Genomic DNA, 19,563 nt, shown 5'->3' on the forward strand with positions numbered 1-19,563 from the left:
TGAGCGGGAGGCATGCGCACATGGGCATGAGCGTGACCATCTCAGCGGCAAGAGCGCAGGACGCGGAGCACATCCTCAAGCTCCAGTATCTGTGCTACCAGACCGAGGCCGAGCTCTACGGCGACTACGGAATCGAGCCCCTCACCCAGTCACTCGACGATCTGCGGGCCGAAATAGCCCAGGGTCACGCCCTGGTGGCCAGGCTCGGCGACGAGGTGGTCGCCTCCGTGCGCGGCAGGGTCGACGAGGGCGGCACGGCCCGGATCGCCAAGCTGATCGTGCATCCGCGGATGCAGCGCCACGGCCTGGGCGGGCGGCTGCTCGACGCGATCGAGAAGCGCTTCGCGGGGGAGCCGGGGGCCAAGCGGTTCCAGCTCTTCACCGGGCACCGCAGCGAGAGCAATCTGCGGCTGTACCGCAGCCGCGGCTATGTGCCGGTGGCCAGCGAGCAGGTCGGCCCGAAACTCACCCTGATCACGCTGGAGAAGGAGGCGTCGACGCGGGAATTCGTCGCCAGCGTCTAGGGCTTGCCCCGGCCCTGCCGGGACCTGCGCAGCCAGAGCATCCCGGTGACCGGCAGCAGCACCGGGATGAAGATGTAGCCCATCCCGTACTCCGACCAGACCGTCGAGTCGGGGAAGGCGGACGGTTCGACAACGGTCCAGGTCCCGACGATCAGTACGCCAGCGAGCTCGGCGGCGCAGCACACCAGCGCCGCCCTGCGGGCCGTCTCCCCGCCGCGTACGAGTGTGTACGTGATGAACGCGTACACCACGGCAGCCACAGCGGAGAGCGTGTGGGCCAGCGGCGCCGAGCCGTAGTCGGTGAGGATCTGGTAGACCGAGCGGGAGACGGCGCCGACGGACATCACTCCGTACAGCCAGACCAGCAGGAGTCCGGGTCCCTGCACCAGCTTGGTCCGGTGCTCCGGGTCCTTCTCCTCGGTGGCGGACTCGGCCATGGTCAGCCTCCCCAGATGTCGTAGAGCCGCACTTCGAGCACCGCGAGGACCACTGCGCCCGCAGCGACCGTTGCGGACCCCCAGCGGGTCCGCTCCCCGAGCGAGAGAAAGCCGGCCGCGGGGACCGCCGCGAACGAGCCGATCAGATACGCGAGGAAGATCGCGGTGCCCTCGTGTGCCTTCTCGCCGCGCGCCAGCTGCACGATCCCGACCGCCAGTTGCGCAAGCGCCAGCACCGACACCACGGCCATGCCGATGAAGTGCCAGTCCTTGGTGGGCTGGTCGCGGTAGGCGGCGAAGCCGCACCAGGCGGCGAGGGCGAGTGCGGTCACGGCGACCGCGACCGTCAGGGCGTCAAGCATGGCCCCGAGCGTATTACGGGCCAAAAGGCCTGATGCGCGCGGCCCCATGCGGCCCCGTAGGGTCGACGACCATGAAGATCCACGCCGAAGCGCTGCTGTTCGACAACGACGGAACCCTCGTCTCCTCGCTGGAGTCCGTCAACCGCTGCTGGACCAGGTGGGCCCAGGAGTACGGAATCACCGCAGAGGACTTCGCCCGCGTCGAGCTGCACGGCCGCCCCGCCGCCGAGATAGCCGCCGAACTGCTGCCCGCGCACGTGGTGCCCGAGGCGGTGGCCCGGATAGAACAGCTCGAGGTCGAGGACGTGCCCGGGGGAGTCGTCCTGCTGCCGGGCACCGCCGAACTGCTGGAGCGGCTGCCCGCCGACCGCTGGGCGGTGGTCACCTCTGCGAGCCGGCGGCTGGCCGAGGCCCGGCTCGAAGAGGTCGGCATCCGGCCCAAGAACCTGATCGCCGCCGACGACATCACGCGCGGCAAGCCCGACCCGGAGCCCTTCCTGCTCGGGGCGCGGCGACTCGGCGTGGAGCCGGCGCGCTGTGTGGTCTTCGAGGACGCGCCGGCAGGGCTGGCGGCAGGACGCGCCGCCGGCATGCGAACCGTGGCTTTGGCCACAACTCACGAGCCCTCCGAGCTGCTCGCCGATGTGGTCGTAAGTGACCTATCGGCCGTATCCGTGCAGGTCACGGATGCGGGATTGGAGATCGTCACGGTCGGCTGAGCCTGTCCACATGGCGTGTCAGCACCGTCCGCTATTCGGACAGCGCTGATCGTTCCGTACTCCTGTCTGTTTTACTTGCCGCCATGACCACGATGAGCAGCCGCACCCTTGCGACCGAGGCGATCACGACGCCCGGTGCTCGTTGTATGTGTCGAATGTGCGCCTTCTGAGGGCCCCTGCCCGGCACCCCCGGCCGAAGATCGGGGGACTCGCGCCCCGAAGCGAGACCCGACAGCCGAGCCGAATCCGATGCACCGAACGGACCGCATCGGACCGAGCCTGCCCCGCGCACGCGTTGCCCACCGGCCATCAGCCGAAATCAGCCGTGCCGCGCCTGCCTGTCAGAACGTGAATGCCCCGTGCCCGGCGGACACCGCGCCGTGCACTCGACAGTGACGGAAACCCCTGTGATCACCACTACGGGCCTTACCAAGGTCTACGAGTCGCGAGGCCGCCAGGTCACCGCCCTGGACGGTGTCGACCTGCACGTCCGTGAGGGCGAGGTCTTCGGAGTCATCGGCCAGAGCGGCGCCGGAAAGTCCTCGCTCATCCGCTGCGTCAATCTGCTGGAGCGCCCCACCTCCGGCACCGTGACCGTGGCCGGCCAGGACCTCACCGCGCTGGCCGGCCGTGGCCGGCGCGCCACCAAGGAACTGCGCGAGGCGCGCAGCCGCGTCGGCATGGTCTTCCAGCACTTCAACCTGCTGTCCTCGCGCACCGTCAAGGACAACGTCGAACTGCCCCTGGAGATCCTCGGGATCCCGGGCGCCGAGCGCTCGCGCAAGTCCCTGGAACTCCTCGACCTGGTGGGCCTCGCCGACAAGGCCAAGGTCTACCCCGGGCAGCTCTCCGGCGGCCAGAAGCAGCGCGTCGGCATCGCCCGGGCGCTCGCCGGCGACCCCAAGGTGCTGCTCTCCGACGAAGCGACCAGCGCCCTGGACCCCGAGACCACCCGCTCGATCCTCCAGCTGCTGCGCGACCTCAACCGGCAGCTCGGACTGACCGTTCTGCTCATCACGCACGAGATGGACGTCGTCAAGACGATCTGCGACTCGGCAGCCCTGATGAAGAAGGGGAAGATCATCGAATCCGGCACGGTGAGCGAACTGCTCGCGACCCCCGGCTCCGAACTGGCCCGGGAGCTCTTCCCGGTCGACGGCGAGGCCTCAGGGCCCGAGAGCACGGTCATCGACGTCACCTTCCACGGCGAGGCCGCCACCCAGCCGGTGATCTCGCAGCTCTCGCGTACGTACAACATCGACATATCGATCCTCGGCGCCGCGATGGACACCGTCGCCGGCAAGCAGATCGGCCGGATGCGCATCGAACTCCCGGGCCGGTACGAGGACAACGTCGTCCCGGTCGGTTTCCTGCGCGAGCAGGGCCTCCAGGTCGACATCGTCGACGCCGACGCCGAGGCCCCCGCCGAGCCGGTCGTCCTGCCCGCGCAGGGCGCCGCCGCACTGGTCAAGGAAGGTGCCAAGTGACCTGGTCGGAGATGCAGCCGCTGCTGAGCCAGGGCACCGTCGACACCCTCTACATGGTGCTGTGGTCCACCCTCGTCACCGTCGCCGGCGGACTGCCGCTCGGTGTGCTGCTCGTCCTCACCGACAAGGGCGGACTGCTGCAGAACACCCCGGTGAACAAGGTCGTCGGCGTGATCGTGAACATCGGCCGCTCACTGCCGTTCATCATCCTGCTGATCGCGCTGATCCCCTTCACCACGCTGGTCGTCGGCACCTTCATCGGCCCGACCGCGATGATCGTGCCGCTCGCCGTGGGCGCCATTCCGTTCTTCGCGCGACTCGTCGAGACCGCGATCCGCGAGGTCGACCACGGACTGGTCGAGGCCGTCCAGTCGATGGGCGGCTCCGTCCCGACGATCGTCCGCAAGGTGCTGCTGCCCCAAGCCCTGCCCTCGCTCGTCTCCGCCGTCACCACCACCGTGATCGTGCTCGTCGGCTACTCGGCGATGGCCGGCGCGGTCGGCGGCGAGGGGCTCGGATCCAAGGCCGTCACCTACGGATTCCAGCGCTTCGAGACCCAGTTCATGCTCATCACGGTCGTCATCCTGATCGCCCTCGTCACCGCCGTGCAGCTCATCGGTGACGGCGCCGTACGACTCCTGGCGCGCCGGGGCCGTACCGCTTCCTGACTTCATCCCACACAGCCCGCACTCCTTGTCCGGGCGTCGTTCCGCTCCACCAGAAAGAGGCACTCTTCGTGCGTAAGAACATCAAGCTCACCGCTGTCGCCGCCGCTGCCGCCGCTCTCTCCCTCGGGCTCACCGCCTGCGGCACCGCGTCGGACCCGGCAGCCAAGTCCGACTCCGGCGCCAAGGCCGACGAGTCCAAGGCGCTGGTCGTCGCCGCGTCCCCGACGCCGCATGCCGACATCCTGGGCTACATCAAGGACAACCTGGCGAAGAAGGCCGGACTGAACCTCGAGGTCAAGGAGTTCACGGACTACGTCCTGCCGAACACCGCCACCGAGAACGGCCAGGTCGACGCCAACTTCTTCCAGCACAAGCCGTACCTCGACGACTTCAACAAGAAGAACAAGACCCACATCGTCCCGGTCGTCAACGTCCACCTGGAGCCGCTGGGCCTGTACTCCAAGAAGTCCAAGGACATCAAGGAGATCAAGGCCGGCCAGACCGTCGCCGTCCCGAACGACACCACCAACGAGGGCCGCGCGCTCAAGCTGCTCGCCGACAACGGCCTGATCACCCTCAAGGACGGCGCCGGCACCGACGCCAAGCTCTCCGACATCAAGGACAGCAAGGGCCTGAAGTTCAAGGAGCTGGAGGCCGCCACGCTGCCCCGCGCCCTGAACGACGTCGACGCCGCGGTCATCAACGGCAACTACGCCATCGAGGCCGACCTCAAGCCCGCCCAGGACTCCCTGGCGCTGGAGAAGGCCGACGGCAACCCGTACGCCAACTTCCTCGCCGTCAAGGAGGGCAACCAGAAGGACGCCCGCGTCGAGAAGCTCGCGAAGCTCCTCAACTCCCCCGAGGTGAAGAAGTTCATCGACGACAAGTACGCCGGCTCCATCGTCGCGGCCTTCGGCTCCGTCAAGTAGCGCTCGCCGCAAGCCCTTTGAACGAGGCCCCGCTCACCGCACGCCGGTGAGCGGGGCCTCGTCGCGAGCCCACCCGGCCATGCGCATCCCGCACCCGATGCTGCATGCTGTGACTTTACGGCTACGACCCTTACGACGGTCTTCGGCATGGAGCTGCGCATGACTACCACCTTCCCGGACGTGTCCATCAGCACGGAGCGGTTGGTGCTGCGCCCCTTCGAGGAAGCCGACATCCCGGCGCACACCGAGATGATGAACGACGAACAGGTCACCGCCTGGACTTCGGTGCCGCACCCGTACACCGCCGCCGACGCCGGGGAATGGGTCCGCAGGATCGCTCCTGCAGAGCGCGCCGAAGGCCGTGGAATCGTTCTGGCCGTCACGGAGTTCCTCACCCAGCGCCTCGTCGGCACCGTCCATCTGCAGAACACCAACTGGCGCACGCTCGCCACCGAGATCGCGTACGTCACCGCACCTTGGGCGCGCGGCGAGGGCTACGCCACCGAATCGGTGCTGGCTGTCGCCCAGTGGCTGTTCCGCGACCAGCGGTTCGAGCGCCTGGAGCTGCGCACGGCCGCCGACAACACCGCCTCCCAGCAGGTCGCGCAGAAGATCGGCTGCATCAGCGAGGGTGTGCTGCGCAACGCCTGGATAGCGCGTACGCAGACCGACGACGGCGGCTGGGCGGAGATCCGCACCGATCTGATCGTCTGGAGCCTGCTGCCCGAGGACCTCGAGGGCGTCGCCGACCAGATGGCGGACGCGGGCTACGCCTCCTTCACCGACTGGAACTGACCGCAGCCGGTCCGGGCCCGCCACCGCCGCGCCAGGTACTCTCAGCCTGCCTGCACCCGTGCAGGCTGCCCCGACCTGCGACGACGACACCAGGAGACTGAAGACAATGGCCGACCGGGTCACGGTGATCGGCTGGGACGGTTCGCCGCTCACCGCTGCCGCCAGGTCCGCCCTTTCCGCCGCCACCCTGGTGGCAGGAGCGGCCCACCACCTGGCCCTCCCCGAGGTGCCCAAGGGCGCCGAGCGCATCCGGCTCGGAAGCGTCGACCTCGCCGCCCGGCGGATCGCGGGCCACCGTGGCAGCGCCGTCGTCCTCGCCGACGGCGACCCCGGCTTCTTCGGCGTCGTACGCGCCCTGCGCGCCCCGGAGCACGGCCTGGAGGTCGAGGTCGTGCCCGCCGTCTCGTCCGTCGCCACCGCCTTCGCCCGGGCGGGCATGCCGTGGGACGACGCCCAGGTCGTCGTCGCCCACAGCCGTACGCTGCGCCGCGCCGTCAATGTGTGCCGGGCGCACCCCAAGGTCGCCGTCCTCACCTCCCCGGGCGCCGGCCCGGCCGAGCTCGCTCTGCTCCTTGAGGGCGTGCACCGCACCTTCGTCATCTGCGAGGAACTCGGCACCGACCGTGAGCAGGTCACGGTCATCACCTCCGACAAGGCAGCCGACCACGCCTGGCGGGACCCGAACGTCGTCATCGTCATCGGTGGCGCGGGGACCCCTGCGGTGCCCGGCGGGGGCTGGATCGCGGGCCACGAACCCGGCTACCCGCCGGCGATGCGCGGCTGGGCGCTGCCCGCCCGGACGTACGGACAGACGTACGGACAGCCGCACGGAGAGGGGCAAGGCGAGGGTCTCGGCGAGGGCGAGTCGGTGCAGCTGCGCGCCGCCCAACTGGCCCGCCTCGGCCCCCGCATCGGCGACCTGGTGTGGGACATCGGCTCCGGCAGCGGCGCGCTCGCGGCGGAGGCGGCCCGCTTCGGCGCCGCGGTCATCGCCGTCGACGCGGACCCGGCGGCCTGCGGTCGCACCGATGCCACCGCCCGGCAGTCGGGAGTCCAGCTCCAGGTCGTCCAGGGGCGCGCGCCGCACGTGCTGGAGCGGCTGCCCGAACCCGATGTCGTACGGATCGGGGGCGGGGGAGTGCCGGTGGTGACCGCCTGCGCCGACCGGCGGCCGCAGCGCATCGTGACCCATGCCTCGACCCGGGACGAGGCCGAGGCGATCGGGGCGGCACTGGCCGCGGGCGGATACGCGGTGGAGTGCGCACTGCTGCAGTGGGTCGAACTGGACACCGCGGACTGGGCGGAGCGGGAACGTTCCGTCGTCTTTCTGCTCTCCGGCAGGCGCTTGGATCGCTCCCCCTGACCCCACGCCGCGCGGCGCGGGGTAGGCTGGCCGATCGTTGTACCGCACCCGGTCGTTCGTCGTTTCGTTCGTCAATGTCCGGAAAAAGGGGGCGCTTTGGCTCCCGTATGTGGTACGTCGGAACCGGGGGAAGCGCAACGTGGCGCAGCCCACAGCGCACCGTGGCGGATCTCTCTGCCGCGGCGGCGAACGGCCGCGAGAATGCTTGGGGTCCGTGGGTCATCGTGCCGCTCGGCGCACACGCTCGTTCTTGTTGACGGGCGTCAGGTGTGCCGCGATCGGGCGTCCCGGGTGATGGGCGAAGGAGCACAAGCGATGGGCGAGGGGTACGCATGACTGACACCGGCCAGATCCCGGGCGAGGGGCTGCCGGAGAACGCAGGCATGGTGGAGCAGCCGGGCATCCCCGCTCCGGGCGCGTACACCTTCCTCGACCCCTCCGAGAACGGTCCGGAAGAAGACGATCTACTGCTGATGCCGGGGGCGCAGGGTGCCTGGAGCGACCCGCAGCCGGCGCAGCCCGTACAACCTGTACAGCAGGGCCCGGTGGGGCTGGGGCATGGGGGCCAGGCCCCGGTGGCGATGCCGGTGCCGGTGGCTCAGACGGCCGGGCCGGAGCACGGCGCTCCCCAGCACCTCGCTTCCGAGTACCCAGTTTCTGAGTACCCAGTTTCCGAACACGTCGTTTCCGAGCATCACGGGTCCGGGCCCTTTGTCTCCGAGCGCGAGCCTCATGGCGAGGTGCCCGCGCAGGTGCAGGTACAGGTACAGGCGCCCGTGGCCCCGGAGTTCGCGGCTCCGGATCTCGCCGCACCCGCCTACGCGCAGGAGCAGTTCGCTCCGGCGCAGGAGCCCGTCGCCGAGCCGGCCATGCCCGTCTACGACGCGAACGAGTCCGGCGCGAACGAGTCCGGCGCGCACGAGGCCGGGGGCCGTGACTCCGGCTCCGTAGACCTCAATGGCGTACGCGTCCCGCCCGCATCGGTCACCCCGACACCTCCGCCCGCGCGGCGCCCGCTGCACATGGGCCCGCCGATGCCCGACAGCACGGGCGGCGTGGTGCGCTCTCTGGCCGACCGCGGTCCGGCGGGGACGCCGCCGCACCCCATGCGCGTACACACTCCGGGACCGCCCACGACGGGACTTGAGTACCTCGACATTCCGCGCGACGAAACGGGCGCCGTGCTGCCGGGGCCGCAGCTGGGCGAGATTCCGCCGCAGGCCGGGGCACCCTGGGACCCGCAGCCCCCGCAGTACCACACGTCGCCTCCGGGACCAGCAGAAACGGTCGTCCCAGAGCCCGCGCCAGTCGCTCCCGTCACATCTGCCGCGCCAGTCACTCCGGATGCCGTCGAGGCCACTGCCCCGGCACCCGAGGCGCAGCCGGAAGCAGTGCCGGAGCCGGAGCCGGGGCCTGAGCCGACGCCTGCCGGTCAGTTCGTCCCCGTCGAGGGATCGCTCCCCACTACGCCCCACCTGGCGCCGACGCCGGTCGCCGTGATGGTCGAACCCGTACCCGAGCTCGAGCCGGAAGCGGTGCCGGAGCCCGAACCGGTGCCCGAGCCCGTACAGGAAGCGGCGGCAGCGCCCGCCGAGCCCGAGGCACCCGCGGCCGAGGCCGTCGTGCCCGAGCCCGTGCCCGAGGCGGTCGGGCCCGTGTCCGTGTCCCTGCCCGCGCCACGCGACGGCGGCGGCTCGGAATCGCTCGCGGAACCCACCGCAGAGCCCGCTGCAGAAGCCGAGCCTGTCCCGGCTCCCGAAATCGCCGAGGCCGGCGAAACCGCCGAGGCCGCAGAGGTCGTTGAGCTCGCCGAGGAGGCCGTCGTGGCCGAAGAGTCCGCTCCGGCAGTAGAACTGCAGCCCGCGCCCGAGCCGCTCGCGGCCGACGGCGCGCCCGCACCCGGTTACGACGACGCCGAGCGCGAAGCCGTACTCCGCGTCATGCGCGAGCGCCGGGACATCCGCAACGGCTTCCGCAGCGATCCCATCCCGCACGACGTGCTGCTCCGCGTCCTCGAGGCCGCCCACACCGCGCCCAGCGTCGGCCACTCGCAGCCCTGGGACTTCGTGGTCATCCGCTCCGCCGAGACCCGGCGCACGATGCACGAGCTCGCACAGCGTCAGCGCGAGGCGTACGCCAAGTCGCTGCCGAAGGGCCGGGCGAAGCAGTTCAAGGAACTGAAGATCGAGGCGATCCTCGACACCCCGGTGAACATCGTGGTCACCGCCGACCCGACGCGGGGCGGCCGCCACACGCTGGGGCGGCACACCCAGCCGCAGATGGCCCCGTACTCCTCCGCGCTCGCCGTCGAGAACCTGTGGCTCGCCGCCCGCGCCGAAGGCCTCGGCGTCGGCTGGGTCAGCTTCTTCGACGAGCGCGAGATGGTGCGTGCGCTCGGGCTGCCGGAGCACCTCGAGGCCGTGGCGTATCTCTGCGTGGGTTACGTCGACGAGTTCCCGGAGGAGCCCGAGCTGATGCAGGCGGGCTGGTCCAAGCGCCGTCCGCTGTCGTGGGTCGTCCACGAGGAGACGTACGGCCGGCGCGCGCTGCCCGGCGAGGAGCCGCACGATCTGCTCCAGGAGACCGTCTCCAACATCCGCCCGCTGGACGCGAAGGCGCTCGGCGAGGCGTGGGAGCGGCAGAAGCGAATGACCAAGCCGGCGGGCGCGCTCGGCATGCTGGAGATCATCTCCGCGCAGCTCAGCGGACTGTCCCGGCTGTGCCCGCCGCCCATCCCGGAGCCCGCCGCGGTCGCGATCTTCGCGGGCGACCACGGGGTGCACGCGCAGGGGGTCACGGCGTGGCCGCAGGAGGTGACGGCCCAGATGGTGGCCAACTTCCTCGGTGGGGGCGCTGTCTGCAACGCGTTCGCCAACCAGGTGGGCGCGGAGGTCTGCGTGATCGACGTGGGTGTGGCCGGGGACCTGCCCGCCACGCCGGGTCTGCTGCCGCGCAAGGTCCGGCCGGGTACGGCGGACTTCACGACCGGCCCAGCGCTGACCCGCGAGGAGGTCCTCTCGGCGGTCGAGGTCGGCATCGAGACCGCGCGGGATCTGGTGGCGGCGGGCAACAAGGCGCTGCTCACCGGTGAGATGGGCATCGCGAACACGACGGTCTCGGCCGCACTGATCGCCGTCTACACGGGCATCGACCCGGGTGAGATCACCGGCCGCGGCACGGGCATCAACGACGAGATGCACGCGCGCAAGGTGGACGTGGTGCGTCGCGCGCTGCAGCTTCACGCGCCGGACCCGGCGGACCCGGTCGGCGTCCTGTCCGCGGTCGGTGGCCTGGAGCACGCGGCGCTCGTCGGCTTCATCCTCGGTGGCGCGTCGCTGCGTACGCCGGTGGTGCTGGACGGCGTTTCTGCGGGTGCGGCCGCGCTGGTCGCCCGTGCGATCGCCCCCGAGGCGCTGGCGGCCTGCATCGCGGGCCACCGCAGCGCGGAGCCCGGCCACGTGGCAGCCCTCAACAAGCTGGGCCTGCGCCCGCTGGTCGACCTGGACCTGCGTCTGGGCGAGGGCACGGGTGCGCTGCTGGCGCTGCCGGTGGTGCAGAGTGCGGCGAGAGCGATGCACGAGGTGGCGACGTTCGACTCGGCGGGCGTGACGGAGAAGTAGCGCGGCGGGGGCGGGGGCAGGGGGCACCGTGCCCCTGAGGCCCCCGGCCCGTAAGGTGGAGCGCCGGGGCTTCGCACCCCACCCCACCAGCCGCTTCACCGCCGCAGCGGCTCCGTACACGCACCCCCCGCCCGAGGAGCCCGCACCGTCATGGCCGAGCATGCCGAGCACCCCGCCTATCCCGTCGGACTCCGCCTGACCGGGCGCCGCGTCGTCGTACTCGGCGGCGGCCAGGTCGCCCAGCGCCGGCTCCCCGCGCTCATCGCGGCCGGCGCCGAGATCGTCCTCGTGTCACCGGACGCGACCCCTTCCGTCGAGGCGATGGCCGCGGCCGGCGAGGTCCGCTGGGAGCGCCGTCCGTATGCCGAGGGCGACCTCGCCGACGCCTGGTACGCCCTCATCGCCACCTCCGACACCGAGGCGAACGAGCGCGCATCCGCCGAGGCCGAGCGCACCCGCACCTGGTGCGTACGCTCCGACGACGCGAGCGCCGCCACCGCCTGGACCCCGGCCACCGGGCGGTCCGAGGGCGTGACCGTCGCGGTGCTGACCGGGCGTGACCCCCGCCGTTCCGCCGCCGTGCGCGACGCCATCGTCGAGGGCCTGCGCGACGGCACGCTCGCCGCCCCCCACCACCGCACCAGGACCCCCGGCGTCGCCCTCGTCGGCGGCGGTCCCGGGGATCCGGACCTGATCACCGTCCGCGGCCGCCGCCTCCTCGCCGAGGCGGATGTCGTCATCGCCGACCGCCTCGGCCCGCGCGACCTCCTCGACGAACTGCCGCCCCACGTCGAGGTGATCGACGCCGCGAAGATCCCGTACGGCCGCTACATGGCCCAGGAGGCCATCAACAACTCCCTGATCGAGCACGCGAGAGCGGGCAAGGCGGTCGTACGCCTCAAGGGCGGAGACCCCTTCGTCTTCGGACGTGGGATGGAAGAGGCCGAAGCCCTCGCAGAGGCCGGCATCCCGTGCACCGTCGTCCCCGGAATCTCCAGCTCCATCAGCGTCCCCGGAGCTGTCGGCATCCCGGTCACCCACCGCGGTGTCGCGCACGAGTTCACGGTGGTCAGCGGCCATGTCGCCCCGGACGACGAGCGTTCGCTGGTCGACTGGGCGTCCCTTGCCAAGCTGCGCGGCACGCTCGTCGTCCTGATGGGAGTCGACAAGATCGGCGCGATCGCGCAGACCCTCGTCGCCCACGGCAAGAGCCCCCAGACCCCGGTGGCCCTGGTCCAGGAGGGCACCACAGCGGCCCAGCGCCGCGTCGACGCGACCCTGGCGACCGTGGCCGAGACGGTGCGGGCCGAGGACGTACGCCCGCCGGCGGTCATTGTGATCGGCGAAGTCGTCACCGTCGGCCCGCAGGCTGCACAGCGCAACGCCTGACGCCCAACCTCTGACACGTCACGCGTAACCGCAAGTAACACGCCTCCGCCCAGCCGTTGGCACCGCACCCCGGAGAAGGCAGTATCACCCTGTGGCTGATCTCATCACTGTCGAGGACCCCGACGACCCGCGCCTGCGCGACTACACGGGCCTGACCGACGTCGAGCTCCGGCGCAAGCGCGAGCCCGCGGAAGGCCTGTTCATCGCCGAGGGCGAAAAGGTCATCCGACGGGCCAAGGACGCCGGTTACGAGATGCGGTCGATGCTGCTCTCCGCCAAGTGGGTCGACGTCATGCGCGACGTCATCGACGAGCTCCCGGCGCCCGTGTACGCGGTGAGCCCCGACCTCGCCGAACGTGTCACCGGCTACCACGTACACCGCGGAGCGCTCGCCTCCATGCAGCGCAAGCCGCTGCCGACGGCCGACGAACTGCTTCAGTCGGCCCGTCGTGTGGTCGTCATGGAGGCCGTCAACGACCACACCAACATCGGCGCGATCTTCCGCAGCGCGGCGGCCCTCGGCATGGACGCGGTGCTGCTCTCGCCGGACTGCGCGGACCCGCTCTACCGCCGGTCGGTGAAGGTCTCCATGGGCGCGGTCTTCTCCGTCCCCTACGCCCGCCTCGAATCCTGGCCGAGGGGTCTGGAATCCGTACGGGAAGCGGGCTTCAAGCTGCTCGCCCTCACCCCGGACGAGAAGGCCGCCGCGATCGACGTGGCGGCCCCGCACCGGCTGGACCGGGTCGCGCTGATGCTCGGCGCGGAGGGCGACGGGCTCTCCACCCAGGCGCTCGTCGCCGCCGACGAGTGGGTGCGCATCCCGATGGCGCACGGAGTGGACTCGCTCAATGTGGGCGCGGCCGCGGCGGTCGCGTTCTACGCGGTGGCGACGGGGCGCCCGCAGTCCTGAGCCCCGGCCGGCCTACAACTGCTGGGCCGCCGCGATCCCCAGGGCCACGATCAGCGTCACGACGAAGAAGACGATGATGCGCTGACGCAGCAGCCGTGGGTTGGCGGGCCGCCGCCCGGCCGACGTGGTGCGGACGCCGGGCCTGGTGCCCTGACGGCCGTTCGTGCGGGATGTGTTGCGCGGCGGCTGGGGGCGGGTGTTGCCGGTACGCGACGGCTGCGGGCGTGCCGCGGGCGTGCCCGCCGTACGCCGCTCCGTCCGTTCCGCCCGCTCCATGCGTGCAGTCCGTTCCGCGCGTGCCGTCCGCTCCGTATAGCGCGAGGTCGGACGGTCCTGCTCGACGCGCTCGCGCTGGGCCGGCGGCCGGCCCTCGGACAGCCCCTGCGCCTCCCGCGCCGCGATCTCCTTGAGCCGCATGGACAGTTGCAGCGTGCTCGGGCGCTCCTCGGGGTCCTTCGCCAGACAGGCCCGGACGAGCGGAGCCAGCGCGTCCGGGACTCCGTACAGCTGCGGCTCCTCGTGCACCACCCGGTACAGCATGACCTCCGAACTGCCGTGTCCGAAGGGCGAGTCGGCCGTCGCCGCGTACGCGAGCGTGGCGCCCAGCGCGAAGACGTCCGTGGCCGGGGTGACCGCGGCGCCGCGCACCTGCTCCGGCGCGAGGAAACCGGGCGAGCCCACCGCGGTGCCGACATGCGTCAGCGTGCTCGAGCCGGTCGCCCAGGCGATGCCGAAGTCGATGATCCGGGGGCCCTTGGGGGAGAGCAGGATGTTCGACGGCTTCAGATCCCGGTGCACGACACCGGCCTCGTGCACCGCGACCAGGCCCTCGGAGAGCGCGGCGCCGATCGAGGCCACCTCGGCGGCCAGCAGCGTGCCGTCCTCTGCGACCTTGTCGTGCAGGGAGGGACCCGGGACGTACTGGGTGGCGAACCACGGGCGGTCCGCCTCGAGATCGGCGGCCACCAGCCGGGCCGTACAGCCGCCGCGGATCCGTCTTGCGGCGGACACCTCGCGCGCGAACCGCGACCTGAACTCCTGGTCCTCCGCCAGATCCGGCCGGATCACCTTCAGCGCGACGCGCTGCCCGCGGCGGTCGGAGCCCAGATAGACGACGCCCATGCCGCCCGCACCGAGCCGCCGGTGAAGCCTGAACGAGCCGACGACACGCGGATCCTCGCGCCGGAGCCGCATCATCGCCATGTCCGTCCCCTACCTACGGTGGGGAGACCCCACCCCCGCTGCCACGGTCGTCCTTTTGACGTGGCACAGCTTACGTACCCCCGCCCCGGTGTGCTCATAGGCCGCGCCCTCACGGCCCGATCGATTGTCAGTGCCGGGTGGGAAACTTGAAGAGTGGTCAGGGGACGGCGTATCCGTCGCCCCCGAGCCCGTGCGAGATCTCAAAGCTCCGTCGCAGAAGGGGGATTGGATCAGTGAAGGGTGACCGCGTGGAGATAGTCGTGGACGCTGGGGACACGACTCGTACGTATGAAGTGGTGGCAAGCCGGGCGGGTCGCAGGGTGGAGACGGCAGTGCGCAGGGGGGTGGTGGAAGTGAGCGAAGTCACCCGCAGCGGCGGGGTGGTGCGGACGGCTCGCTTCATGGCGACGCGGGTGTTGGCGCTGGTCGAGCAGCCGGTGCCGCGGGAGGACTCCTCGGAGCGTCCCCTCCGGGAAGACCCCAAGGCCTAGGTCGGCCTCTCCACCCAGGGGAGTACGTCGCTGGGTGGCGGCTCATCCTCCGGGAGGCCCGGCAATGGGTACGCGGGCATGACGACCGGGCCTTGTCGTTTCCCTAATGTTGAAGTCAAGCGGCGGGTGCAGCACTCGTCCCCCGAGGTCAGACACCCGCCGCTGCCCATACGAACAGGAGAGGGACGATGGCGGACACGGCATCGCGGACCATGATCCGCACGCAGGGACGCAAGGCATTCGCCGCGTTCGGCGGCCGCCCGTCAGGCAGGCGCCACCCGCTGGTGGCGACGGCCATGGTCCTTCCTCTGGCGGCACTGCTGGTGGTCGCCTTCGGCGGCTGGGAAGCGGTGGTCACACAAGCGTCGTCCGTGGGCGTGATGCTGGGGCGCTGAGCGGCGCCCCGGGCCCGGAAGAGCGGTCCGGGTCGGGGACATCCGGCCAACAGCCCCGTGGGGACGGGGGTGCGGCGGACGGCAGCGTTTGGCCGGTCAGCTGGGGAGCTGACCGGCCATCGCGCTGCCCACCCCCTCCCACGCGCCGGGGCCTTGCGCCGCGAAGCCGGCGCCTTGGGGGTGCGGGGCGTTGGCCCCGACGTGACTTTCCCCTTCCGGCGGGTGCGGGGCCTTGCGCCGCGAAGCCGGCGCCTTGGGGGGTGCGCGGCGGCGTCGGCCCCCACGTAACCTCCCCCTCCAGGGGGTCTGGGGGCGGCAGCCCACAGTTTCGGGATGGGGGTACCTCCCACGCCCCCCAGGGCGCACGGAGAGGGCGGGTAGGGGAACCGCGTACGCTCCCAGCCGGACCGCACCGCACCCCCGAGGGAGACCGTGACCGCATCCGTCGTACGCGCGCTCGCCGACGCCGCCCGCGACGCCGCGCATCTGCCAGGGCCGCGGCCGGCCTGCCGGGCCTGTGGGCGGGACGAGGCCGTGCTCGCGGACCGGGACGACGGCGTCGTCGTACGGCACGGGGAAGCCGTCGCCAAGGCGCACGCACCCGGCACCGACTTGGACGGACACCGCGCCCGCATCGCCGTCGCCGCGCACCCGCGCCTCGCCGGGATCCTGCTTCCACCGCTCCCGCTCCGGGTACGGGATGTGCGCGGCCGGCCCGTCACGGCCTGGCCGTACGGCGTTCCCGTGGACCCCACGGACCCCGACGCCGCCCCCTGGGAGGACGCCGCGGTGCTGCTCGCCCGGCTCCACCGCGTCGGGCCGGCCGAACTCCCCGCCCCCCTCCCACCCATGCGCGGCCCCGCCAAGGCCGCCCGGGCCCTCGCGCGGATGCGTGCGGCGGCGGCGGACCACCCCGCGGCCGCCACCGTCCGGCAGGCCTGGCAGCGGCTCCCCGCCTGGGCACGCGACGAGGCCCCGTCGCCCCGCAACAGCACTCTCTGCCACGGCGACCTCCACCTGGGCCAGCTCGTCCGCCACCCCGCCCCCGCCGGCCCCTGGCTGCTGATAGACGTCGACGATCTCGGCCTCGGCGACCCCGCCTGGGACCTGGCCCGTCCTGCCGCCTGGTACGCCGCCGGTCTGCTGTCCCCAGAGATCTGGCAGCGGTTCCTCGGCGCGTACACGGCCGAGGACGGCCCGGCGGTCCGCGCAGACGCCGACCCCTGGCCCCAACTCGACGTCCCAGCCCGCGCACTGACCATCCAGACCGCCGCCCTCGCCCTGGCGAAATCCGCCGCGGAACACCGCGATCCGGACGACGTCGAGCAGGCCGTGATCGACGCCTGCGCCCGAATCGCGGCACTCCCGCCCGAGTTGGAGTTCGAGCCCGGGTCGTAGTCTGAACTCCTCGTCACCGGGCATGCATCCCGGCGACGTCGACCGAACGGCGAGGAGCTGAGCAGACCATGCAGTGTCCCAAGTGCCATGCAGCGATGCACACGTACAACCGCAACGGCGTCCAGATCGAGCAGTGCAGCGGCTGCCGGGGGATTTTCCTCGACTACGGCGAGCTGGAGTCCCTGACCCGCCTCGAGTCGCAGTGGACCCAGACTCCGCCCCCGCCGCCCGCCCCGCAGGCCTACCCGGCCGCCCCCGCGCCCGCCTGGGGCGCCCCGCACCACGGCGGCCATCACGGCGGTCATCACCGCCAGAAGGGCTTCGGCCGGATGCTCTTCTCTTCCTGAGCGGCAACGACAGAACCCCCGGCCGTGGATGCGGCCGGGGGTTCTGGCTGGTGCGCGATACTGGGATTGAACCAGTGACCTCTTCCGTGTCAGGGAAGCGCTCTCCCGCTGAGCTAATCGCGCGGGACGATCTTGAGTTGTACTGCGTGCGCGATACTGGGATTGAACCAGTGACCTCTTCCGTGTCAGGGAAGCGCTCTCCCGCTGAGCTAATCGCGCGCGAATCCTCGCGGATCCAGTGGACGATACTGGGATTGAACCAGTGACCTCTTCCGTGTCAGGGAAGCGCTCTCCCGCTGAGCTAATCGTCCTTGGAGGTGGAGACGGGATTTGAACCCGTGTAGACGGCTTTGCAGGCCGTTGCCTCGCCTCTCGGCCACTCCACCCTGAATGCAGGGGTTCGGGAAGATCCCCCTCGAGCGGACGACGAGATTCGAACTCGCGACCCTCACCTTGGCAAGGTGATGCTCTACCAACTGAGCCACGTCCGCTTGTCGGTTCCGGCCCGCTTCCGCGGCCCGGCGACGTGTTGAACTCTAGCGGATTCCCGGGCCAGCACAAAAACGCGTTTCCGCAGCGTGCTGAGGTGTGTTCACGCCGCAGCGGCTCATCGGCCCTCACCATAGACTCACAGACGTGCATGACCTCGCTCCTTTGGCCCGCTTCGGCAGCCTCCTCGCATCGGACCTCCGGGATGTCACCAGCGACCCCGAAGCACTGGAGTCGGCCGGCTTCTGGGCTGTCGCCGCAGACTTCGAGGGCGGTCTGACCTGCGCCCGCTTCGGCGATGTGCGTACGGAGCCGGTGCCTGAGCCCGTGCCGGGGCGCTGGCGGGGCCCGGCGGCGGGGGACTGGACGTCCTCGCTGGACCGCGCCGCGTACTCCGCCGGCGTCCGGCGCATCCGCGAGCTCATCGCGGCGGGCGAGGTCTATCAGGCGAACCTCTGCCGAATTCTCTCCGCGCCATTGCCCGACCCGGACGGCGCCGACGTCGACGCGCTGACCGCCCTGCTGGCGCGCGGCAACCCCGCCCCGTACGCCGGGACCATTCGGCTGCCCGCGCACGGCGTGGAGATCGCCACCGCGTCGCCCGAGCTGTATCTGCGCCGGGACGGGCAGACCGTCGAGTCCGGGCCGATCAAGGGCACCGGACGCACCGTCGACGATCTGCTGGACAAGGATCACGCGGAGAATGTGATGATCGTGGACCTGGTCCGCAACGACCTGGGGCGGGTCTGCGCCACGGGCACGGTGACCGTCCCGGCGCTGTGCGCGGTCGAGGCGCATCCTGGTCTTGTGCACCTCGTCTCCACCGTGCGCGGGGAACTGGGGCCCAAGGCGGGCTGGCAGGAGCTCCTGACGGCCACCTTCCCGCCGGGCTCGGTGACCGGGGCGCCCAAGTCCAGTGCCCTGAAGATCATCGAGGCGCTCGAGACGGCGCCCCGCGGACCGTACTGCGGAGGCATCGGATGGGTCGACGCCGACCGCGGCACCGGCGAGCTCGCCGTCGGCATACGCACCTTCTGGATCGACCGCCCCCGGGCCGGCAGGCCGGTGCTCCGCTTCGGCACCGGCGCCGGGATCACCTGGGGCTCCGACCCCGAGGGCGAGTGGGAGGAGACCGAGCTGAAGGCTTCTCGGCTGCTCGCGATAGCGTCGGGAGCGTACGAGGCGAGCGGAAGGACCAGCTAGATGAAGCTTTGGGTCAATGGCGTACTCACGGACGCCGACGACGCCCGGGTGTCGGTGTTCGACCACGGTCTGACCGTGGGCGACGGCATCTTCGAGACGGTCAAGGCCGTCCACGGGCAGCCCTTCGCCCTCACCCAGCACCTCGACCGGCTGACCCGCTCGGCCCGCGGCCTCGGCCTTCCGGACCCGGACCACGACGAGGTGCGCCGCGCCTGCGCGGCAGTGCTGGAAGCCAACCCCATGGCCCTCGGCCGGCTGCGCCTCACGTACACGGGCGGTACCTCGCCCCTCGGCTCCGACCGCGGCACCGCGGGTCCGACCCTCGTCGTCGCGCTCGGCGAGACCAAGCGGCGTCCCGACACCACGGCCGTGATCACCGTTCCCTGGACGCGCAATGAGCGTGGCGCGCTGGTCGGGCTGAAGACGACGTCGTACGCGGAGAACGTCGTCGCTCTCGCCAGGGCGAGCGAGCAGGGGGCGTCCGAGGCGCTCTTCGCCAACACCGTCGGACAGCTCTGCGAGGGCACCGGCTCCAATGTCTTCGTCGTACTCGACGGTGAGTTGTACACCCCGCCCGTCTCCTCCGGCTGTCTGGCGGGCATCACCCGCGCCCTGACCGTGGAATGGGCGGGGGCCAGGGAGACAGACCTGCCGCTCGACGTGCTGGACCGGGCCGATGAGGTCTTCCTGACGTCCACCCTCCGCGACGTACAGGCGGTGGGGCGGGTCGACGGCCGGGAGCTCGCGCACGCGCCGGGACCGGTGACCGCCAAGGCGATGCGGATCTTCGACGAGCGCTCCGCTGCAGACAACGATCCGAAGGCTCCGTAACCC

At 71.3% G+C, this 19,563-nt stretch carries 19 protein-coding genes and 5 tRNA genes; 16 read left to right on the forward strand and 8 right to left on the reverse strand.

Going from position 1 to position 19,563, the window contains the following annotated elements:
• Window positions 1-20: 20 nt before the first annotated feature.
• Entirely contained in the window at window positions 21-524 is a 504-nt protein-coding gene (locus ACFYWY_RS20185; RefSeq protein WP_389188173.1) for a GNAT family N-acetyltransferase, read from the forward strand.
• On the opposite strand, the gene ACFYWY_RS20190 is transcribed toward ACFYWY_RS20185, so the two are convergent.
• Both ACFYWY_RS20190 and ACFYWY_RS20195 read right to left on the reverse strand, forming a co-directional pair.
• Entirely contained in the window at window positions 521-961 is a 441-nt protein-coding gene (locus ACFYWY_RS20190; protein WP_389188176.1) for a hypothetical protein, read from the reverse strand. The two genes, ACFYWY_RS20185 and ACFYWY_RS20190, sit on opposite strands and share 4 nt — an antisense overlap.
• Before the next feature lie 2 nt (window positions 962-963).
• Window positions 964-1,323, reverse strand: a complete 360-nt coding sequence (locus ACFYWY_RS20195; RefSeq protein WP_389188179.1) for a hypothetical protein — start codon at window positions 1,321-1,323, stop codon at window positions 964-966.
• A 71-nt stretch (window positions 1,324-1,394) separates the two neighbouring features.
• On the opposite strand from ACFYWY_RS20195, the gene ACFYWY_RS20200 reads away from it, so the two are divergent.
• The 9 genes from ACFYWY_RS20200 (at window position 1,395) to ACFYWY_RS20240 (ending at window position 13,203) form a co-directional block, all read left to right on the forward strand.
• The gene (locus ACFYWY_RS20200) at window positions 1,395-2,042 is read left to right on the forward strand and encodes an HAD-IA family hydrolase (protein WP_389188182.1); all 648 of its coding nucleotides are present in this window, start codon (window positions 1,395-1,397) and stop codon (window positions 2,040-2,042) included.
• Between the two features lie 359 nt (window positions 2,043-2,401).
• Entirely contained in the window at window positions 2,402-3,529 is a 1,128-nt protein-coding gene (locus tag ACFYWY_RS20205) for a methionine ABC transporter ATP-binding protein (protein WP_389188186.1), read from the forward strand.
• Entirely contained in the window at window positions 3,526-4,197 is a 672-nt protein-coding gene (locus ACFYWY_RS20210; protein WP_389188189.1) for a methionine ABC transporter permease, read from the forward strand. Before ACFYWY_RS20205 ends, ACFYWY_RS20210 begins: the two co-directional genes overlap by 4 nt.
• A gap of 68 nt (window positions 4,198-4,265) precedes the next feature.
• Window positions 4,266-5,126: a MetQ/NlpA family ABC transporter substrate-binding protein gene (locus ACFYWY_RS20215; protein WP_389188192.1), complete on the forward strand. Its 861-nt coding sequence runs from the start codon at window positions 4,266-4,268 to the stop codon at window positions 5,124-5,126.
• 147 nt (window positions 5,127-5,273) lie between these two features.
• Complete coding sequence (locus tag ACFYWY_RS20220) at window positions 5,274-5,921, forward strand: GNAT family N-acetyltransferase (RefSeq protein ID WP_389188195.1); 648 nt, start codon at window positions 5,274-5,276, stop codon at window positions 5,919-5,921.
• Window positions 5,922-6,027: 106 nt separating this feature from the next.
• A complete protein-coding gene (gene cbiE / locus ACFYWY_RS20225) occupies window positions 6,028-7,284 on the forward strand; it encodes a precorrin-6y C5,15-methyltransferase (decarboxylating) subunit CbiE (RefSeq protein ID WP_389188198.1) in 1,257 nt (418 codons plus the stop codon).
• A 332-nt stretch (window positions 7,285-7,616) separates the two neighbouring features.
• Window positions 7,617-10,904: a nicotinate-nucleotide--dimethylbenzimidazole phosphoribosyltransferase gene (cobT, locus tag ACFYWY_RS20230; protein WP_389188201.1), complete on the forward strand. Its 3,288-nt coding sequence runs from the start codon at window positions 7,617-7,619 to the stop codon at window positions 10,902-10,904.
• Between the two features lie 150 nt (window positions 10,905-11,054).
• The gene (gene cobA, locus ACFYWY_RS20235; protein WP_389188205.1) at window positions 11,055-12,293 is read left to right on the forward strand and encodes a uroporphyrinogen-III C-methyltransferase; all 1,239 of its coding nucleotides are present in this window, start codon (window positions 11,055-11,057) and stop codon (window positions 12,291-12,293) included.
• Between the two features lie 91 nt (window positions 12,294-12,384).
• Entirely contained in the window at window positions 12,385-13,203 is an 819-nt protein-coding gene (locus tag ACFYWY_RS20240; protein WP_389188208.1) for a TrmH family RNA methyltransferase, read from the forward strand.
• Between the two features lie 12 nt (window positions 13,204-13,215).
• On the opposite strand, the gene ACFYWY_RS20245 is transcribed toward ACFYWY_RS20240, so the two are convergent.
• Entirely contained in the window at window positions 13,216-14,406 is a 1,191-nt protein-coding gene (locus ACFYWY_RS20245; RefSeq protein WP_389188211.1) for a serine/threonine-protein kinase, read from the reverse strand.
• Between the two features lie 233 nt (window positions 14,407-14,639).
• Here ACFYWY_RS20245 and ACFYWY_RS20250 point away from each other — a divergent pair, with 233 nt between their 5' ends.
• The 4 genes from ACFYWY_RS20250 to ACFYWY_RS20265 all read left to right on the forward strand — a co-directional run bounded on the left by ACFYWY_RS20250 (window position 14,640) and on the right by ACFYWY_RS20265 (window position 17,037).
• Complete coding sequence (locus ACFYWY_RS20250; RefSeq protein WP_215095562.1) at window positions 14,640-14,897, forward strand: hypothetical protein; 258 nt, start codon at window positions 14,640-14,642, stop codon at window positions 14,895-14,897.
• 188 nt (window positions 14,898-15,085) lie between these two features.
• The gene (locus ACFYWY_RS20255; RefSeq protein ID WP_384242059.1) at window positions 15,086-15,292 is read left to right on the forward strand and encodes a hypothetical protein; all 207 of its coding nucleotides are present in this window, start codon (window positions 15,086-15,088) and stop codon (window positions 15,290-15,292) included.
• A 432-nt stretch (window positions 15,293-15,724) separates the two neighbouring features.
• Window positions 15,725-16,690 carry a phosphotransferase family protein gene (locus ACFYWY_RS20260; protein WP_389188216.1) on the forward strand — a complete coding sequence of 322 codons (966 nt, stop codon included), beginning with the start codon at window positions 15,725-15,727 and terminating at the stop codon, window positions 16,688-16,690.
• Window positions 16,691-16,758: 68 nt separating this feature from the next.
• Window positions 16,759-17,037: a zf-TFIIB domain-containing protein gene (locus ACFYWY_RS20265; protein ID WP_389188219.1), complete on the forward strand. Its 279-nt coding sequence runs from the start codon at window positions 16,759-16,761 to the stop codon at window positions 17,035-17,037.
• 48 nt (window positions 17,038-17,085) lie between these two features.
• Here the strand turns inward: ACFYWY_RS20265 and ACFYWY_RS20270 are convergent.
• The 5 genes from ACFYWY_RS20270 to ACFYWY_RS20290 all read right to left on the reverse strand — a co-directional run bounded on the left by ACFYWY_RS20270 (window position 17,086) and on the right by ACFYWY_RS20290 (window position 17,528).
• Window positions 17,086-17,160, reverse strand: a tRNA-Val gene (locus ACFYWY_RS20270).
• Between the two features lie 24 nt (window positions 17,161-17,184).
• A tRNA-Val gene (locus tag ACFYWY_RS20275) sits at window positions 17,185-17,256 on the reverse strand.
• Window positions 17,257-17,276: 20 nt separating this feature from the next.
• Window positions 17,277-17,348 (reverse strand) — tRNA-Val (locus ACFYWY_RS20280).
• Window position 17,349: 1 nt separating this feature from the next.
• Window positions 17,350-17,423: transfer RNA gene (locus tag ACFYWY_RS20285), tRNA-Cys, on the reverse strand.
• 32 nt (window positions 17,424-17,455) lie between these two features.
• Window positions 17,456-17,528: transfer RNA gene (locus ACFYWY_RS20290), tRNA-Gly, on the reverse strand.
• Window positions 17,529-17,673: 145 nt separating this feature from the next.
• On the opposite strand from ACFYWY_RS20290, the gene ACFYWY_RS20295 reads away from it, so the two are divergent.
• Together ACFYWY_RS20295 and ACFYWY_RS20300 are read left to right on the forward strand one after the other, a co-directional pair.
• Entirely contained in the window at window positions 17,674-18,729 is a 1,056-nt protein-coding gene (locus tag ACFYWY_RS20295) for a chorismate-binding protein (protein WP_389188222.1), read from the forward strand.
• Window positions 18,730-19,560 carry an aminotransferase class IV gene (locus ACFYWY_RS20300; protein WP_389188225.1) on the forward strand — a complete coding sequence of 277 codons (831 nt, stop codon included), beginning with the start codon at window positions 18,730-18,732 and terminating at the stop codon, window positions 19,558-19,560.
• The last annotated feature ends 3 nt before the right edge of the window (window positions 19,561-19,563 follow it).

Origin of the sequence: Streptomyces sp. NPDC002870 (assembly GCF_042888505.1) — a bacterium.
Taxonomy (GTDB): Bacteria; Actinomycetota; Actinomycetes; order Streptomycetales; family Streptomycetaceae; genus Streptomyces.

What these genes read in the sequence shown, in the direction of transcription:
- cobT (WP_389188201.1), top strand. Translation starts at nt 7,617, where the DNA reads ATGACTGACACCGGCCAGATCCCGGGCGAGGGGCTGCCGGAGAACGCA.
- ACFYWY_RS20255 (WP_384242059.1), top strand. Translation starts at nt 15,086, where the DNA reads ATGGCGGACACGGCATCGCGGACCATGATCCGCACGCAGGGACGCAAG.
- cobA (WP_389188205.1), top strand. Translation starts at nt 11,055, where the DNA reads ATGGCCGAGCATGCCGAGCACCCCGCCTATCCCGTCGGACTCCGCCTG.
- ACFYWY_RS20300 (WP_389188225.1), top strand. Translation starts at nt 18,730, where the DNA reads ATGAAGCTTTGGGTCAATGGCGTACTCACGGACGCCGACGACGCCCGG.
- ACFYWY_RS20220 (WP_389188195.1), top strand. Translation starts at nt 5,274, where the DNA reads ATGGAGCTGCGCATGACTACCACCTTCCCGGACGTGTCCATCAGCACG.
- cbiE (WP_389188198.1), top strand. Translation starts at nt 6,028, where the DNA reads ATGGCCGACCGGGTCACGGTGATCGGCTGGGACGGTTCGCCGCTCACC.
- ACFYWY_RS20200 (WP_389188182.1), top strand. Translation starts at nt 1,395, where the DNA reads ATGAAGATCCACGCCGAAGCGCTGCTGTTCGACAACGACGGAACCCTC.
- ACFYWY_RS20190 (WP_389188176.1), bottom strand. Translation starts at nt 961, where the DNA reads ATGGCCGAGTCCGCCACCGAGGAGAAGGACCCGGAGCACCGGACCAAG.
- ACFYWY_RS20185 (WP_389188173.1), top strand. Translation starts at nt 21, where the DNA reads ATGGGCATGAGCGTGACCATCTCAGCGGCAAGAGCGCAGGACGCGGAG.
- ACFYWY_RS20245 (WP_389188211.1), bottom strand. Translation starts at nt 14,406, where the DNA reads ATGGCGATGATGCGGCTCCGGCGCGAGGATCCGCGTGTCGTCGGCTCG.
- ACFYWY_RS20195 (WP_389188179.1), bottom strand. Translation starts at nt 1,323, where the DNA reads ATGCTTGACGCCCTGACGGTCGCGGTCGCCGTGACCGCACTCGCCCTC.
- ACFYWY_RS20265 (WP_389188219.1), top strand. Translation starts at nt 16,759, where the DNA reads ATGCAGTGTCCCAAGTGCCATGCAGCGATGCACACGTACAACCGCAAC.